We start from the raw sequence: 14,401 nt of genomic DNA on the forward strand, positions 1-14,401 counted from the left end.
TGCTCTCTTGCAGGTCAATACGGCGTGCCGTATGCCCTGCCGAGTTCGCTGCGCATCTGCAACTGGGCCATCTTCGACACCAGGTCCTCGAGCTGCGGCTTGACCATGTCGCACACTTCTTCCTGGTCGGAATGGATGCAATCGATCAGGTTGCGCACCTGCTCCAGCTGCACGGGGTCCAGCGACACCTTGCCGATGGCCTTGAGGCGGTCGACCAGCGCCGCGCAACGGGCTTCGAGCTCGGCAAGCCGTTCCCATTCCTTGGCGCGGGCGAGCGCCGCCATGAGCGACATGGTCGAAGCCAGTTCGCTGTAGCAGTGCAGGACTTCGTGGCGGACCGGCATGGCCTGCGATTCCGGTGTTTCAGTTGTCGGCACTTGCACCGCCGACTTCGCGCCATGCGGACGCAATGTTCTCGAGAATCGCTTCGGCCTCGTCGAGCGCCTTCACGTCGTGGTGCAGGTTTGCGTACAGCAGCCGGCGAATCACGAAGTCGTACAGCGCCGACAGGTTGGCCACCAGCTCGGCGCCCGCGGCGCCTGCCGCCTTGGCGTCCAGGCTGGCCTTCAGGCCGTTGTCGACGATGCTGATGGCCTTGGAAATCGCGTTGCCCTTGGCCACGGTGTCGCCGCTCGTCATGTGGTGCCGCGCCATGCCGATGGTGGTGACGACGCCGTCGAACAGCATGACGATGAGCTGGTGCGGCGAGGCACTCATGGCCTGCGTTTCCACGCCGACGCGGGCATACGCGTTGGCACCGGCCCTGAAGTTGTGAGAGGTGTACATGGATTGCTCCGCTGGAATTACTTGCTGCTGCTGCTTTGCATGCTTGCGAACTGCTGCGTGAGATAAGTGCTGGTGCTGCTCATCTGGCTCATCAGCAGGTCGAGCTGGGTGAACTGCGCGCGATAGCGCTCCACCTTGGCATCCACGCGCATCTTCATGTCGGTGAATTGCTGGTCGAGCTGCTTGAGGGAGGCCGTCATGCCGTCCGAAGCCACCTTGAGCGCGCCGCCGGTGGAGGTGAGGTTGTCCACCACCGCGCTGATCTGCTTGCCGTAGCCAGCGGTGCTGCCGGTCGCGCTGGCAAAGAGCCCCGCAACGCCCGAAAGATTGGTGCTGACGGCCGTCTTGAGCTTGGCCGAATCGACGGCCATGGTGCCGTCCTTCTGGAACGTGACGCCGATTTCCGACAGCACCTTCAGATCGGTCGGGCCGCCGGCCTGCGGCGTGGTGAGCGCCTGGCGAATGCGGGTCTGCAGGTTGCGCAGCGTGGAGTCGCCGACCAGCGCGGCGCCGGTCTTCGAATCCTTGTCGTAAGTGGTCAAGGTGTTGGCGGTGGCCTGCAGGCTGTTGTAGGCCCTGACGAAATCATTGATCGCTGCCTCCACCGTAGCCGTGTCGGGCTGCGTTGCAAGGTTGCTGGAGCCGGTCTTCAGCAGGTTCAGCGTGGTGCCCTGGATGGCTTCCTTCACGGTGTTGCTCGCGCTGGTCACGGCAATGCCGTTGACCGTGAGCTGCGCGTTCTGCGCGGCCACCGTCTGGCGCAGGTTCTGCGTACTCGCGGGGTCGTTGTTCAACAGGCCCTGCAGCGACGCATCGCCGGCCACCGAGATGCGCATGCTCGATGCTTCGCCCGTTTGCGAAGACGTCAGCACCAGCCGGTGCGGCGTGCCGCTGCCGTCGTTCACGATACTGGCCGACACGCCGGCCTTGGCCGCGTTGATCGCGTCGCGGATGCCTTCGAGGGTGTTGTTGGTGCCGTTGATGGTGATCGGCACGGCGGTGCGGCTCGCATCCTTCGTGAAGCTCGCACCCGTGTAGGTTCCGGTTGCGGCATCGAGCGTGCCGCCGCCCACGGTGCCGAAGTCGATGGTGATGGTGCCGGTGCCGACGGCGGCCTTGGCGTCGGCCCGACCAGCTGCCACCAGCGATTGCGACTGCGCAAGCTTGGTTACGTCAACCGTGTAGGTGCCGGCCGTGGCCGTGCTGCCGGCCGATGCCGTCAGCACCTCGGGCACGCTCGACGTGACCTTTGCGCCCTGGAACAGCGCGGGGTCGGACAGCTTCTTGGCCGCCGCCTGCAGCGTGCTGAGCGAGTTCTGCAGCGTGCCGTAGGCCGAGAGCTTGCTCGTGTAGCTCACCTGCCGTTGCTGCAACAGCACGAGCGGCTGGCTCTCCGCCGTTTCGAGCTGCGTAAGCAAGGTGCTCAGGTCGAGCTTGGAGCCAACGCCAAGGCTGCTGATCGATGCCATGTTGAGATGTCCTGAAAACTACGAATAGGAGAAAAAGAAAAAAGAAGGAGATCCGTCAGGCTTCCTGGCTCACCAGCAGGCCGGGCGCCTTGCCCAGCACCTTGGCGATGCGCACCACTTCCTCCGAAGGAATCTGGCGGATGACTTCACCGCTCGCGCGGTCGACCACCTTGACGATCATCTTGTCGGTGTCCTCGTCCAGCTCGAACTGCAGCCCGACCGAACGGCTCTGCAGCGAGGTGTTGATCTCGCGCACCGCCTCGGCAACCTGCGTGGGCGTTGCTTCCTCGACCACGGCCGCCGGCACTGCCGACGACTCCGCCGAAGCGGGCGCGGCTGCGCCGGCCGTCCGCTCGGAGAGCATCTGCATCCACTGCTGGCCTTCCGCCGCCGGGGCTACGGGAATCGACATGATTTCCACCTTCTTGATTGCTTTCGCTGTCGTCTGCGGCCTGGCCGGAGCCAAGCCGCAGGGAACAGCGCAGGCGGAGCCGGGCTTGCACCCGGGCGCCTGCGCAATGCCTTACTGGATCAACGCAGGAGCGACAGCACGCCTTGCGTGGTCTGGTTCGCCTGGGCCAGCACCGAGGTACCAGCTTGTTGCAGGATCTGAGCGCGGGTCATGTTCGACACTTCGACTGCGTAGTCGGCGTCTTCGATGCGCGAACGCGAAGAAGACAGGTTGGTCACCGTGGTGCCGAGGTTGGCGATCGTGGAGTCGAAACGGTTCTGCACCGCACCCAGCGAGCTGCGCAGGTCGTCGACCATCTTCAGAGCTGCGTCGAGCTTCTTCATCGGGTCGATCGAAGCCGCACCGGCGAACTCGGCCGTCTTGCCAGCACCGCTCAGGACGATGTCCGTGCCGGTGTTGTCGAAGTCGGTGGGCGTTGCGCCGCCGTTGGCCAATGCGCCACCGCCGACCGCGAAGTTCTTGCCTTGCACGGCAACGTAAGCGGTAGCGGCGCCAGCAGCGTCCACACCCACCTTCACCAGCTGGTCGGCCAGTGCAACAGCGGTCGTCACGCCGTTGTCGGTGTCGGTGAACTCGACGTCGGCCACGTTCAGGACCACGTCGCCGGTCGTGTCGTCCACCGAAGCAGCGTAGAAGTCGTCACCCGACTTGACCACGAAGTTGGCGGTTGCGGCGCCGGTGGCGTCCTTCACGTTGTGCAGGCTCAGCGAAGAAGCATCCACGCCCAGCGAGGTGGCAGCCGACGAGAGGTCGACGTCCGCCGGCGTGCCGCCGAGGTTGGTCTGCGTGATCGGAGCGCTGACGGGCAGAGCGTTGCTGCTGACAGAGAAGCCAGCCAGGCCGAGCGTCGTCGAGTCGATCTGCTTGAGGTCGATCTTGATCGTTTCGCCGTCGTTGGCACCGACTTGCACGGTCAGCGGCTTGGCGCCGGCCGAGAGAACCTTCACGCCGTTGAAATCGGTCTGTGCCGAGACACGGTCGATTTCGCTCATGCGCTGGGTGATTTCGTCCTGGATGGACTTCAGGTCGCTGGCCGAGTTGCTGCCGTTGGCGGCTTGCACTGCGAGCTCACGAACGCGCTGCAGGTTGTTGTTCACTTCCTTCAGTGCGCCTTCAGTCGTTTGCGCCAGCGAGATGCCGTCGTTGGCGTTGCGCTGGGCTTGCGACAGGCCCTTGATGTTGGCGGTGAAGCGGTTGGCAATGGCCTGGCCCGCTGCGTCGTCCTTGGCACCGTTGATGCGCAGGCCCGAAGACAGGCGCTGGATCGCGGTGTTCAGCGACGATTGCGACGCGTTGAGGTTGTTCTGCGTGAGCAGCGAGAGACTGTTGGTGTTGATGACTTGCGCCATTTTCGACTCCTGATAGACAAAGGTTGTGGACTCCGGCCGTCCGGCCGCAACGCTGGACCCGCTCCCACTGTGAGACTCAAGCCATCGTTGGTTTAGTTATCGGCAGGGGTTTCCAAACATTTAGAGTCCGGCGCAAAAAAGTTGCGCTGCCCACAACCCACAGGGATCAGGCGGGCAGGTTCATCACTTCCTGATAAGCAGCCACCAGGCGGTTGCGCACCTGCAGGCCGGTCTGGAAAGCCACGTTGGCCTTCTGCAGGTCGACCATCACGTCGTTCAGCGCAACGCCCGGCTTGCCCATTTCAAAGTCTTCGGCCTGGCCGTAGGCCTTGGTCTGCGCGGTGCTGATGTTGTCCAGAGAACGGCGGAGCTCGGCGGCAAAACCACCCGGCTCGGCTGCTTCGGCGGCGGGCTGGGCAATGCCCGTCTGGAGCGAGGTGACCCGCATCTGCTGCAAGACGGACTCGATGGCGGCAATCGACATGGAATGCTTTCTATGTGTGTGAATCTGGGGGTGGACAAGGAAGCACCGGGGCGCCTCCGCGTGTTTTCAGCGTATCAGGGGAAGCCCTTGGGACATGCCCCCAACTGACGGCAAAACCCCCAGTTGTTCGACCAATCGAATATGGCGCGCCTGCTGAGAATCAACGCCGATCCCCAAGCCCGCTGACGACACCACAGCCCACCGGCATGACTCCAGAACATCGAAGCCTCCAGCCCCTCACCATGACCCCGCGCTGCCCGGCGCTCCTGGCCGTGACCGGGGTACTCGCATGAGCCGCCGGGCCGCTCCCAAGGCGAATACCGCAGCCCGCAGGGCGGAGGTTTTCCAATGAGTTCGGCGGCGCCCGCGGGCGCAATGCCGTCGCCCGGTTCCGCAATTGCGGACCGCCTGCGCGCACAACCGAAACTGCCCCTGATCGTCGGCGCCGCCGCGATCGTCGCCGCTGCCGCCGCGTTCCTGCTCTGGAGCCGCGGTCCCGACTACGGCGTGCTCTATACCAACGTGTCCGACCGCGACGGCGGCGCCATCATTGCGTCGCTGCAGCAGATGAACGTGCCGTACAAGTTCGCCGAAGGCGGCGGCGCGATCCTGATCGCCAGCGACAAGGTGCCTGAAGTGCGCCTGAAGCTTGCCTCCCAGGGCCTGCCCAAGGGCGGCGGCGTCGGCTTCGAACTGCTGGACAACCAGAAGTTCGGCACCAGCCACTTCGCCGAGCAGGTCAACTACCAGCGCGGCCTGGAAGGCGAGCTTGCGCGCTCCATCGAATCGATCGGTTCGGTCGAATCGGCGCGCATCCACCTGGCGCTGCCCAAGCCGTCGCTCTTCGTGCGCGACCAGAAGAAGCCTTCGGCCTCGGTGGTGCTCACGCTGCACCGCGGCCGCAGCATCGACGAAGGCCAGGTCAGCGCCATCGTGCACATGGTGTCGAGCAGCGTGCCCGAACTGAATGCCAAGAGCGTGACCGTGGTCGACCAGCACGGCAACCTGCTGTCGGCCGCCAACGCCGGCGCGCGCGGGCTGGACGTGAGCCAGCTGAAGTACGCGCAGGAAATCGAGCAGGGCTATATCCGCCGCATCGAGGCCATCCTGCAGCCGATTCTTGGCGCTACCAACGTGCGCGCGCAGGTCGCCGCGGACATCGACTTCTCCGTGGTCGAGCGCACCGAAGAAAGCTACAAGCCGAACCAGGACCCGCGCAACGCAGCGATCCGCAGCCAGCAGTCGAGCGAATCGACCCAGCAAGGCGCCACGCCGCCGGGCGGCATTCCAGGCGCCCTGTCGAACCAGCCGCCGCAAACGCCGAACGCGCCCATCACCACGCCGCCGGCGCCCAATACCCCGGCACCGGGTGCAGCAGCCGCGACGGGTGTTGCAGCAACGGCCGGCTCGGCGCCGGGCAGCGCACGCAAGGACGTGACGACCAACTACGAGCTCGACCGTTCGATCCGCCATGTGCAGCAGGGCGCGGGCGGCGTCAAGCGGCTGTCGGTGGCGGTGGTGGTCAACCATCGCAGCGCGCCGGATGCGAGCGGCAAGCTCGTGCAGCGCGCGCTCACGCCGGCCGAGATCGAGCAGATCCGCAACCTGGCCAAGGAAGCCATGGGCTTCAGCCAGGAGCGCGGCGACTCGCTCAACGTGGTCAACAGCGCCTTCACCCGCGACGGCGAAGACGGCCAGGCCGGACCCGAGCTGCCCTTCTGGCGCGACCCGGCCAACCTGGGGCTCGCCAAGACGATCGGACAGTACGTGCTGCTCGCCTTCCTGGCCCTGTTCGCCTGGTTCGCCGTGCTGCGGCCGCTGCTGCGCAAGCACCTCGCGCCGCCGGCGCCCCCGGCCGCCGCCGCGCCAACCGGCCCCGGCGCCGCCGCGGAGACGGACGGCATGAGCGACGAGGACGAAGCGAACGCATCGCGTCTCAGCGCAAAGGCACGTGAGATCGAACGCCAGAAGGCCGACCTTGCCTACGCACACGAAACCGCCGACCAGGACCCGCGCCTGGTGGCCACGTTGATCAAGCATTGGATGAACACATGAGCGATGCCGGCACACGAAAAAGCGCGATCCTGCTGATGTCCCTCGGCGAGGACCGCGCAGCGGCCACGCTGGCCCACCTGCCCGCCACCGAAGTGCAGGCGCTCGGTGCGGCAATGGCCAAGCTGAGCCAGGTTTCCAAGGACGAGCTGGCGGCCGTGCTGGCCGAGTTCCGCATGGAGACCGAGCAACTGTCCGCGCTGCACCTGGGCTCGGGCAGCTACATCCGCGCCGTGCTGCGCAAGGCGCTCGGCGACGACCGCGCAAGCAACCTGCTCGAAGACATTCTCCAGCCCGAGCAGCCGCACGGCGGCATCGAGCGGCTGAACGACCTGGAAGCCGGCGAAGTGGTGGAGCTCATCCGCGACGAACACCCGCAGATTCTTGCCACGCTGCTGATCCACCTGGACCGCAAGAAGGCCTCGGAAGTGCTCGAGAAGCTGCCGGAGCGCCTGCGCCACGACGTGATCCTGCGCGTGGCCACCTTTGGCGGCGTGCAGCCCGCGGCGTTGGCCGAGCTGACCGACGTGCTGACCGAAATGCTCTCGGGCGAAGGCCTGAAGCGCAGCCGCCTGGGCGGCGTGCGCACGGCGGCGGAAATCGTCAACCTGATGAACAGCGCGCAGGAAGAAGGCGCAATCGCCCATGTGCGCGAGCACGACGATGCGCTGGCCCAGCGCATTCTCGAAGAGATGTTCGTGTTCGAGAACCTGCTCGACCTGGAAGACCGCTTCATCCAGCGCCTGCTCAAGGACATCGAGTCCGATTCGCTCATCGTCGCGCTCAAGGGCTCGGCGCCCGAGCTGCGCGAGAAGTTCCTCAAGAACATGTCGCAGCGCGCCGCGGAAACGCTGCGCGAAGACATCGAACTGCGCGGCCCGGTGCGCGTGTCGCAGGTCGAGACCGAACAGAAGGCCATCCTGCAGGTGGTGCGCCGCCTGGCCGATGCCGGCGAAATCGTCATCTCCACGCCCGGAACCGATGACTTCGTCTGAAACCATGTTGCAAGTCCAATTTCGCGGCAAGTGCGGCAAGCGCGCTAACGCGGGGAGTCGATGAGATGACCTTGGCCAACCAATCCTTTGCGTCCCGCGCGCGGCAGAGCACGCCGCCCATGCCCGCGAGACCGCGCCTTTCGGCCTGGCAGCGGTGGGAGATGAGTTCGCTCGACGAAGACACGCTCGCAGCGGGCGTGCCCGCTGAAGCGGCCGCGGCGCCGCGCGTGGACCCCGCGGCGCTGGCCCGCGAGGCCGAGCTCGAGCGCCTAAGGCTGGAGGCGCGTGCCACCGGCGAGGCCGAAGGCCGGCGCGAGGGCTGGGCCCAGGGCCATGCCGAAGGGCATGCCGCCGGCCTGGCCGCGGGCCTGGCCGGCGCAAGCGCGCATGCGGAGCAACTGCGCGCACTGGCCGCTGCGCTGCCTGCCGCATTGCGCAGCGCCGAAAGCGAACTGGCCGATGCCGTGATGGCGCTTGCATTCGATGTGGCACGCCAGGTGATCCACCGCACGCTGCGCGTCGAACCCGAATGGGTGCTTGCGCTGGTGCAAGACCTGCTGCACGCCGAGCCCGCCCTGCAAGGCGAGCCCCGCCTGCTGCTGCACCCTGAAGACGTGGCACTGGTGAAGAACAGCCTCGGCAACGAACTGCAGGCCGCCGGTTGGCAGGTACGTGCCGACGACACGCTGGCCCGCGGCGGCTGCCGCGTGCGCTCCGCGAGCGGCGAAGTGGATGCGAGCCTGGAAACGCGCTGGAAGCGCGTGGCCGATGCGTTCTCGCCCAACGGTGGCGAGTCGGCCGGAGGCTGAAAACGATGTCCGCCACAGCACAAGCCGCAGCACCTTCCGCGTCTGCCGCCAATCCGCACCTCAAATCCTGGCTGGGCACGCTCGCGCAAGCCCGCCACGACGTCGGCCTTTGCTCGACCATTGCCACCTCAGGCCGGCTCACCCGCGCGGTGGGCCTGGTGCTGGAGGCCGTGGGCCTGCAGCTGCCGGTCGGCAGCGACTGCCTGATCGAACTGCCGCCCGGTTATCCGCAGCGCCATGCGGAGGCCGAAGTGGTCGGCTTTGCCGGCGACCGACTGTTTCTGATGCCGCAAAGCGAAGTGGCCGGCCTGCTGCCCGGCGCCCGCGTGTTCGCGCGGCCCGGTCCGGCCCAAGTCAATACGGGCGGCAGCTCCGGCGATGCGCATACCAAGCGGCTGCCGGTGGGCGAAGGCATGCTTGGCCGCGTGGTCGATGCCGCCGGCCGCCCGCTCGACGGACTCGGCCCGCTCGACGTGAGCCGCCGCGTGCCGCTGAGCTCGCCGCCGATGAACCCGCTTGCGCGCGCGCCCATCGATTCGGTGCTCGACGTGGGCGTGCGCGCCATCAACGCCATGCTCACGGTGGGCCGCGGCCAGCGCATGGGCCTGTTTGCCGGCTCCGGGGTGGGCAAGAGCGTGCTGCTGGGCATGATGGCGCGCTACACCAGCGCCGAAGTCATCGTGGTAGGCCTGATCGGCGAACGCGGCCGCGAGGTGAAGGACTTCATCGAGAACACGCTCGGCGAAGAGGGCCTGGCCCGCGCCGTGGTGGTGGCCGCGCCGGCCGACAACTCGCCGCTGCTGCGCCTGCAGGGTGCGGCCTATGCCACCTGCCTGGCCGAGTACTTTCGCGACCAGGGCCGCGACGTGCTGCTCATCATGGATTCGCTCACGCGCTATGCCATGGCACAGCGCGAGATCGCGCTGGCCGTCGGCGAGCCGCCGGCCACCAAGGGCTATCCGCCCTCGGTGTTCGCCAAGCTGCCCGCGCTGGTCGAGCGGGCCGGCAACGGCTCGCGCGACGCCAACGGACGGGGCGGCTCGATCACGGCCTTCTATACGGTGCTGTCCGAAGGCGACGACCAGCAGGACCCGATTGCCGATTCGGCGCGGGCCATCCTGGACGGGCACGTGGTGCTGTCGCGCACGCTGGCCGAGGCCGGCCACTACCCGGCCATCGACATCGAGGCCTCCATCAGCCGCGCGATGACGGCGCTGATCGAGCCTTCGCAGTTCGACACCGTGCGCCGCTTCAAGCAGGCGCTCTCGCGCTACCAGCGCAACCGCGACCTCATCAGCGTCGGGGCGTACGCGGCCGGCCACGATCCGCAACTCGACCAGGCCATTGCGCTGTACCCGCGCATCGAGGCCTTCCTGCAGCAATCGATGGAAGAGCGCTGCGACTACGCCACCTCGATCGCCCGCATGGGCAGCCTGTTCGAACCCGCCTGAGCCACAACCACCACGGAGCCGCCATGCCGCACAAACTTCCGCTCGACACGCTCACCGACCTCGCCCGCAACAAGACCGACGACGCGGCGCGGCAACTCGGCCTGCTGCAGAACGCGCAAGTCAGCGCCGCGCAGAAGCTCGAGCTGCTGCTGCAGTACCGTCAGGACTACAGCGACCAGCTGCACGTGCTGATGCAGAACGGCCTGCCCTCGGCGCAGTGGCACAACTACCGCAACTTTCTCGGCACGCTCGACGGCGCCATCCAGCAGCAGCAGGCCATCGTCGCGCAGGCCGCCAGCCGGCTGGACATCGGCCGCAACGAATGGCAGCACCACAAGCGCCGCCTCAACTCCTTCGACGCACTGGCCGAGCGCATGCGGCGGCAAGAGCTCGTGGTCGGCGCACGGCGCGAGCAACGCGACAGCGACGAACGCGCGGCGCGCAAGTTCTTCGACCGCGCCTCCCAACCGACACCCTGACGTTTTCCTGAAGAACCGCCATGTCCACCTTCATCGCTCCTTCCTTCGCGCCCAATGCAGCCGGCGCCTCGGCCTCTTCGACTGCTTCGGGCCCGCGCGGCCGCAACGCAGAGGAAGCCGACGGCCGCAGCTTCAATGCGGTGCTGACCCGCTCGCGCGGCACCGGCCAGTCGCAGCAATCGCAGCAGGCGCAGGAAGATTCCGCCTCGCCCGCGCTCGAAGGCAAGGCACGGCAAAAATCCTCTCGCGCCGGCGACCGCAAGGACGACCTGCCCATCGAACTGCCGCTGGCATTCTTTGCACCGACCATGACCGCGCTGGCTTCATCGCCCGCGGCGGCCTCGGTGCTCCCGGGTGGCGCAACCGTGGCGGCCACCCTGCCTGAAGGCGCCCAGAGCCTGTTGACTGCCGACGCAGCCGTGGCGGCCCTGCCCACCGACGCTGCCATGGATGCGCTGCCCGGCGATGCGACCGAGGCCGAAGGGGCCGAGGGCGGAAACCCGGCAACGGCCGCACTGCCGCGCGATGCCCAAGCCGTGGCGTCGGAAATCGCGCAGCCGAAGAACAAGGGCCGTGCCGAAGCGGCCATCGGCCAGCCCGTTGCCGAATTGCCGGCAGTTACAGCGCTGCCAGCGGCAGGTACCGCCGCAGCGGCGGGCGCCGTGCCGGTCGCCGCTACGGCTCCGTCCGGCGATGCGACCGCCGCAACCGTCACCGCCATTGCTTCCGAAGCGGCCAAGGCAGCTGCCGCTTCCCCGGCCGCCGACGACGCGCTATCGGCACCCACAGCCGCAATGCTCGCAGCCGACAAGCCCGACCTCGGCGCCGCAACGTCCAATGCAGCCGATCCGTTTACCCTGCCCCAAGGGATGACTTTCACCACCGCCGCGGCCGATCGCGCGAACCTGCCCGCCAATGCCGGCCAAGTGCCCGTACTGAACGTGGCACCGCCCGTGGGCTCCGACGAATGGGGCCCCGCCCTCGGCCACCAGATGCTGCGCATGAACGCAGCCGGCGCGCAGGTTGCCGAGCTGAACCTGAACCCGGCCGGCCTCGGCCCGCTGAAGGTCACGCTCTCGATGGGAGACAACCAGGCGCAGGCGATGTTCGTCTCGGCCCATGAAAGCGTGCGCAAGGCCGTGGAGGCGGCGCTGCCGCAATTGCGCGCGAGCCTTGCGGAACAAGGCATCAGCCTGGGCCAGGCCTCGGTGGGTGCGGAGGCGCATCGTTTTGCCGGCCAGGGCGGTGCCTTCGACCAGCAAGCCCAGCAGCAGCAGGGTTCGGGCCGGCAGCCGCAGTACCCGGCGCCCGGCCGCGCCGAGGCTGCAGCCCTCGCCGAGCCGCTGCACGGCAGCCTGCCGCCCGCCGTACCGCGCACCTCCAGCGCCGGCGTAGACACCTTCGCATGAGACGAACGCGGGATCTGAGGCCTTTTCCCGCGCTTGATCAGCCCTTCGTTTGCCGGGCACCTGGCAAAGAATAGTCCCAACCAGACATTGTTTTCGCAGTTTCAAATATGGCTACCAGTCCTTCTGTCGCAATCGCTCCCCCCGCCGCCGCGCCTCGCTCTTCGAAGCTGAAGATCGTGATTCCGGCCGCTGTGCTGGCCTGCGGTCTTGCCGGCGGCGGCGGCTATTACCTGATGAGCCAGCGCGCTCCCGCCGCGGCCGCCGAATCGGCCGCACCGGCGCTCGTGCCCGACAAGCCGATCTTCGTCACGATCGAGCCCTTGACCGTGAACGTGCAGTCCGAAGGCCGAGCGCGCTTCCTGCATGTGGGCATGGCCCTGAAGGTGCGCAACGAGCAGGCCAAGGCGCACGTCGTCGAGTACATGCCCGAGGTGCGCAGCCGGCTGCTGCTGCTGCTGTCGAACCGCCCGCCCGAGTCGCTGGTAACCACCGAGGACAGGGCCCGGCTGGCGGAGGAAATCCGCCTCGAGCTGAGCCGCCCGCTGGCTGCAGGCTTTCCCCCGCAGGAGATCGGCAGCGTTTCCTTCAACACCTTCATGGTGCAGTAAATCTTTTTCCGGACCGGCGATTCATGGCCTATGAACAGGTGCTCTCCCAAGACGAAGTCGACGCGCTGCTGCAGGGCGTCACCGGAGGCAGCCCCGAGCAAAGCGAAGGCGCTGCCCCCAGGTCGGACGGCCTGCCGGTGTACGACCTCGGCGCGCCCGACCGCGTGGTGCGCAGCCGCATGCACACGCTGGAGGTCATCAACGAGCGTTTTGCGCGCCATCTGCGCAGCTCGCTGTTGAACTTCATGCGCCGCAGCCCCGACATCTCGGTGGGGCCGGTGCACATCCAGCAGTACGGCGAGTTCGTGCGGCACCTGCCGGTGCCCGCCAACATCAACATGCTGCACATGAAGCCGCTGCGCGGCACGGCCCTCTTCGTGTTCGACCCGAAGCTGGTGTTCCTGGTGGTGGACAACCTCTTTGGCAGCGACGGGCGCTATCACGTGCGCGTCGAGGGCCGCGACTTCACGCGCACCGAGCAGCGCATCATCAAGCGCCTGCTGAACCTCACGCTGCAGTGCTATGCAGACGCCTGGCAGCCGGTGTTTCCGCTGAGCTTCGACTACGTGCGCGCCGAAATGCACGGCAAGCTGGCCAACATCGTCGCGCCGAACGAAGTGGTGATCAACACCACGCTGCAGATCGAGTTCGGCCCCGTGGGCGGCTTCCTGCACGTGTGCATTCCCTATTCGATGATCGAGCCGATCCGCGACCTGCTCTCCAACCCGGTGCAGGACGAGATCGAGGTCGACAAGCGCTGGGTGCGGCAGATGTCGCAGCAGATGCAGAGCGCCGACGTGGAGCTCAGCGCCGAATTCATTACCTTGCCTTCGACCATCGGCGAGGTCCTCAAGCTGCAGGCGGGCGACGTGCTGCCAATTGAACTTCCCGAGTCGATCACCGCACGCGTCGACGGCATTCCGGTGATGGAGTGCGGCTACGGGGTCTCGAACGAACGCTATGCCCTGCGCGTGCTGCAGATGATCTCCCACCAAGACAGCGATCTGAAGAACGAACATGACTGACAACACCCCACCCTCCAGCGATGCGGACGACTGGGCCAGCGCGCTGGCCGAGCAGACCGCGGCTTCCGCTCCCGCCCCCGCCCCGGCACCTGCGCCGGCCCCCGCCTTTGCGCCCGCACCCGCTGCGGCCCCCGCGGGCAGCCGCGTCTTCCAGCCGCTGCAGCCGGCACCGTCCGCATCGGGTTCGCCGGTGGACGTGGAACGCATCCTCGACGTGCCGGTGCAGCTGACGGCCGAACTCGGCCGCACCCGCATCACCATCAAGAGCCTGCTGCAACTGTCGCAAGGCTCGGTGGTGGAGCTGGACGGCCTGGCCGGCCAGCCGCTGGACGTGCTGATCAACGGCTACCTGATTGCGCAGGGCGAAGTGGTTGTGGTGAACGAGAAGTACGGCATTCGCCTGACCGACATCGTCACGCCCTCCGAGCGCATGCAGAAGCTCGGCCGGTCATGAACCCTCTTGCAAGGCCTGGCAGGCGGTTGCGGCGCGTTGCCGCATCGATTGCGGCCGCGGCATGCAGCCTGGCCGCGCACGCCGCCCATGCCGCGCTACCGACGGTGCCTTCGCCCGTCGAAACGGCGGCCCCGGCGGTGGGCGCATCCAGCCTGCTGCAGGCCGGCTTCGGCATGTTCGCGGTGCTGGGCCTCATCTTCCTGTGCGCCTGGGCGGCACGCCGCTTCGGACTGCAGCGCCTGGGCGGCGGCCAGTTCGTGAAGGTGGTTTCGAGTGCCATGGTCGGCCAGCGCGAACGCGTGGTGGTGGTCGAGGTTGGCGGCACCTGGCTGGTGCTGGGCGTTACATCGAGCCAGGTGAACACGCTGCATTCGATGCCGGCCCAGGCGGTGCCCGCAACCCCGGGCGCAACGGCCACCATGCCGGATCCACGCTTTGCCGGCGCGGCTGGCCTCTTCGCTCAAAAACTGCGCGACTCCCTCGGACTCAGGCAGCGGCCGAACCCATGATTCGCATTGCTTCCCAGCGACGCTTTCGCAGCGTCGTGCTGACCCTGCTC

16 protein-coding genes are annotated in these 14,401 nt (G+C 67.2%); 10 read left to right on the plus strand and 6 right to left on the minus strand.

The features are described from left to right. Positions 1-14 precede the first annotated feature (14 nt). The 6 genes from V9L20_RS15005 to fliE form a co-directional block, all read right to left on the minus strand. Positions 15-344 (minus strand): flagellar protein FliT, encoded by a 330-nt coding sequence (locus tag V9L20_RS15005; RefSeq protein ID WP_258502102.1) that lies wholly within the window; start codon positions 342-344, stop codon positions 15-17. Between the two features lie 19 nt (positions 345-363). Further along, entirely contained in the window at positions 364-786 is a 423-nt protein-coding gene (gene fliS / locus V9L20_RS15010) for a flagellar export chaperone FliS (RefSeq protein WP_258502103.1), read from the minus strand. Positions 787-803: 17 nt separating this feature from the next. Beyond that, entirely contained in the window at positions 804-2,255 is a 1,452-nt protein-coding gene (gene fliD / locus V9L20_RS15015) for a flagellar filament capping protein FliD (RefSeq protein ID WP_337297195.1), read from the minus strand. A gap of 55 nt (positions 2,256-2,310) precedes the next feature. Next, positions 2,311-2,667 carry a flagellar protein FlaG gene (locus tag V9L20_RS15020; protein WP_337297196.1) on the minus strand — a complete coding sequence of 119 codons (357 nt, stop codon included), beginning with the start codon at positions 2,665-2,667 and terminating at the stop codon, positions 2,311-2,313. Between the two features lie 119 nt (positions 2,668-2,786). Further along, positions 2,787-4,076, minus strand: coding sequence for a FliC/FljB family flagellin (locus tag V9L20_RS15025; protein WP_258502107.1), 1,290 nt, complete (start codon positions 4,074-4,076; stop codon positions 2,787-2,789). Positions 4,077-4,242: 166 nt separating this feature from the next. Next, positions 4,243-4,560, minus strand: a complete 318-nt coding sequence (gene fliE, locus V9L20_RS15030; RefSeq protein ID WP_258502108.1) for a flagellar hook-basal body complex protein FliE — start codon at positions 4,558-4,560, stop codon at positions 4,243-4,245. 348 nt (positions 4,561-4,908) lie between these two features. Between fliE and fliF the strand changes: the two genes are divergently transcribed. The 10 genes from fliF to fliO all read left to right on the plus strand — a co-directional run bounded on the left by fliF (position 4,909) and on the right by fliO (position 14,351). Continuing rightward, positions 4,909-6,615: a flagellar basal-body MS-ring/collar protein FliF gene (fliF, locus tag V9L20_RS15035; RefSeq protein ID WP_337297197.1), complete on the plus strand. Its 1,707-nt coding sequence runs from the start codon at positions 4,909-4,911 to the stop codon at positions 6,613-6,615. After that, a complete protein-coding gene (fliG, locus tag V9L20_RS15040) occupies positions 6,612-7,607 on the plus strand; it encodes a flagellar motor switch protein FliG (protein ID WP_157615469.1) in 996 nt (331 codons plus the stop codon). The genes fliF and fliG overlap by 4 nt, the downstream gene beginning before the upstream one ends. A gap of 65 nt (positions 7,608-7,672) precedes the next feature. Then, positions 7,673-8,416: a flagellar assembly protein FliH gene (fliH, locus tag V9L20_RS15045; RefSeq protein ID WP_337297198.1), complete on the plus strand. Its 744-nt coding sequence runs from the start codon at positions 7,673-7,675 to the stop codon at positions 8,414-8,416. Positions 8,417-8,421: 5 nt separating this feature from the next. Beyond that, the gene (gene fliI, locus V9L20_RS15050; RefSeq protein WP_337297199.1) at positions 8,422-9,867 is read left to right on the plus strand and encodes a flagellar protein export ATPase FliI; all 1,446 of its coding nucleotides are present in this window, start codon (positions 8,422-8,424) and stop codon (positions 9,865-9,867) included. A gap of 23 nt (positions 9,868-9,890) precedes the next feature. Then, positions 9,891-10,346 (plus strand): flagellar export protein FliJ, encoded by a 456-nt coding sequence (gene fliJ, locus V9L20_RS15055; RefSeq protein WP_258502113.1) that lies wholly within the window; start codon positions 9,891-9,893, stop codon positions 10,344-10,346. Between the two features lie 20 nt (positions 10,347-10,366). Further along, positions 10,367-11,755: a flagellar hook-length control protein FliK gene (locus tag V9L20_RS15060; RefSeq protein ID WP_337297200.1), complete on the plus strand. Its 1,389-nt coding sequence runs from the start codon at positions 10,367-10,369 to the stop codon at positions 11,753-11,755. Positions 11,756-11,931: 176 nt separating this feature from the next. Then, positions 11,932-12,363 carry a flagellar basal body-associated FliL family protein gene (locus tag V9L20_RS15065; RefSeq protein WP_258502115.1) on the plus strand — a complete coding sequence of 144 codons (432 nt, stop codon included), beginning with the start codon at positions 11,932-11,934 and terminating at the stop codon, positions 12,361-12,363. Between the two features lie 23 nt (positions 12,364-12,386). Beyond that, positions 12,387-13,388, plus strand: a complete 1,002-nt coding sequence (gene fliM / locus V9L20_RS15070; RefSeq protein WP_126748335.1) for a flagellar motor switch protein FliM — start codon at positions 12,387-12,389, stop codon at positions 13,386-13,388. Then, entirely contained in the window at positions 13,381-13,842 is a 462-nt protein-coding gene (fliN, locus tag V9L20_RS15075; RefSeq protein WP_337297201.1) for a flagellar motor switch protein FliN, read from the plus strand. Before fliM ends, fliN begins: the two co-directional genes overlap by 8 nt. Beyond that, positions 13,839-14,351, plus strand: a complete 513-nt coding sequence (gene fliO / locus V9L20_RS15080; RefSeq protein WP_337297202.1) for a flagellar biosynthetic protein FliO — start codon at positions 13,839-13,841, stop codon at positions 14,349-14,351. Before fliN ends, fliO begins: the two co-directional genes overlap by 4 nt. Positions 14,352-14,401 lie beyond the last annotated feature (50 nt).

This window comes from Variovorax sp. CCNWLW225 (assembly GCF_037204045.1).
Lineage (GTDB): Bacteria > Pseudomonadota > Gammaproteobacteria > Burkholderiales > Burkholderiaceae_C > Variovorax.

Excerpts from the sequence above, each read along its gene's own strand:
- fliD (WP_337297195.1), bottom strand. The coding sequence starts at position 2,255 with ATGGCATCGATCAGCAGCCTTGGCGTTGGCTCCAAGCTCGACCTGAGC.
- V9L20_RS15060 (WP_337297200.1), top strand. The coding sequence starts at position 10,367 with ATGTCCACCTTCATCGCTCCTTCCTTCGCGCCCAATGCAGCCGGCGCC.
- fliH (WP_337297198.1), top strand. The coding sequence starts at position 7,673 with ATGACCTTGGCCAACCAATCCTTTGCGTCCCGCGCGCGGCAGAGCACG.
- fliE (WP_258502108.1), bottom strand. The coding sequence starts at position 4,560 with ATGTCGATTGCCGCCATCGAGTCCGTCTTGCAGCAGATGCGGGTCACC.
- fliI (WP_337297199.1), top strand. The coding sequence starts at position 8,422 with ATGTCCGCCACAGCACAAGCCGCAGCACCTTCCGCGTCTGCCGCCAAT.
- fliM (WP_126748335.1), top strand. The coding sequence starts at position 12,387 with ATGGCCTATGAACAGGTGCTCTCCCAAGACGAAGTCGACGCGCTGCTG.
- V9L20_RS15025 (WP_258502107.1), bottom strand. The coding sequence starts at position 4,076 with ATGGCGCAAGTCATCAACACCAACAGTCTCTCGCTGCTCACGCAGAAC.
- fliS (WP_258502103.1), bottom strand. The coding sequence starts at position 786 with ATGTACACCTCTCACAACTTCAGGGCCGGTGCCAACGCGTATGCCCGC.
- fliG (WP_157615469.1), top strand. The coding sequence starts at position 6,612 with ATGAGCGATGCCGGCACACGAAAAAGCGCGATCCTGCTGATGTCCCTC.
- fliN (WP_337297201.1), top strand. The coding sequence starts at position 13,381 with ATGACTGACAACACCCCACCCTCCAGCGATGCGGACGACTGGGCCAGC.
- fliO (WP_337297202.1), top strand. The coding sequence starts at position 13,839 with ATGAACCCTCTTGCAAGGCCTGGCAGGCGGTTGCGGCGCGTTGCCGCA.
- fliJ (WP_258502113.1), top strand. The coding sequence starts at position 9,891 with ATGCCGCACAAACTTCCGCTCGACACGCTCACCGACCTCGCCCGCAAC.
- fliF (WP_337297197.1), top strand. The coding sequence starts at position 4,909 with ATGAGTTCGGCGGCGCCCGCGGGCGCAATGCCGTCGCCCGGTTCCGCA.
- V9L20_RS15005 (WP_258502102.1), bottom strand. The coding sequence starts at position 344 with ATGCCGGTCCGCCACGAAGTCCTGCACTGCTACAGCGAACTGGCTTCG.
- V9L20_RS15020 (WP_337297196.1), bottom strand. The coding sequence starts at position 2,667 with ATGTCGATTCCCGTAGCCCCGGCGGCGGAAGGCCAGCAGTGGATGCAG.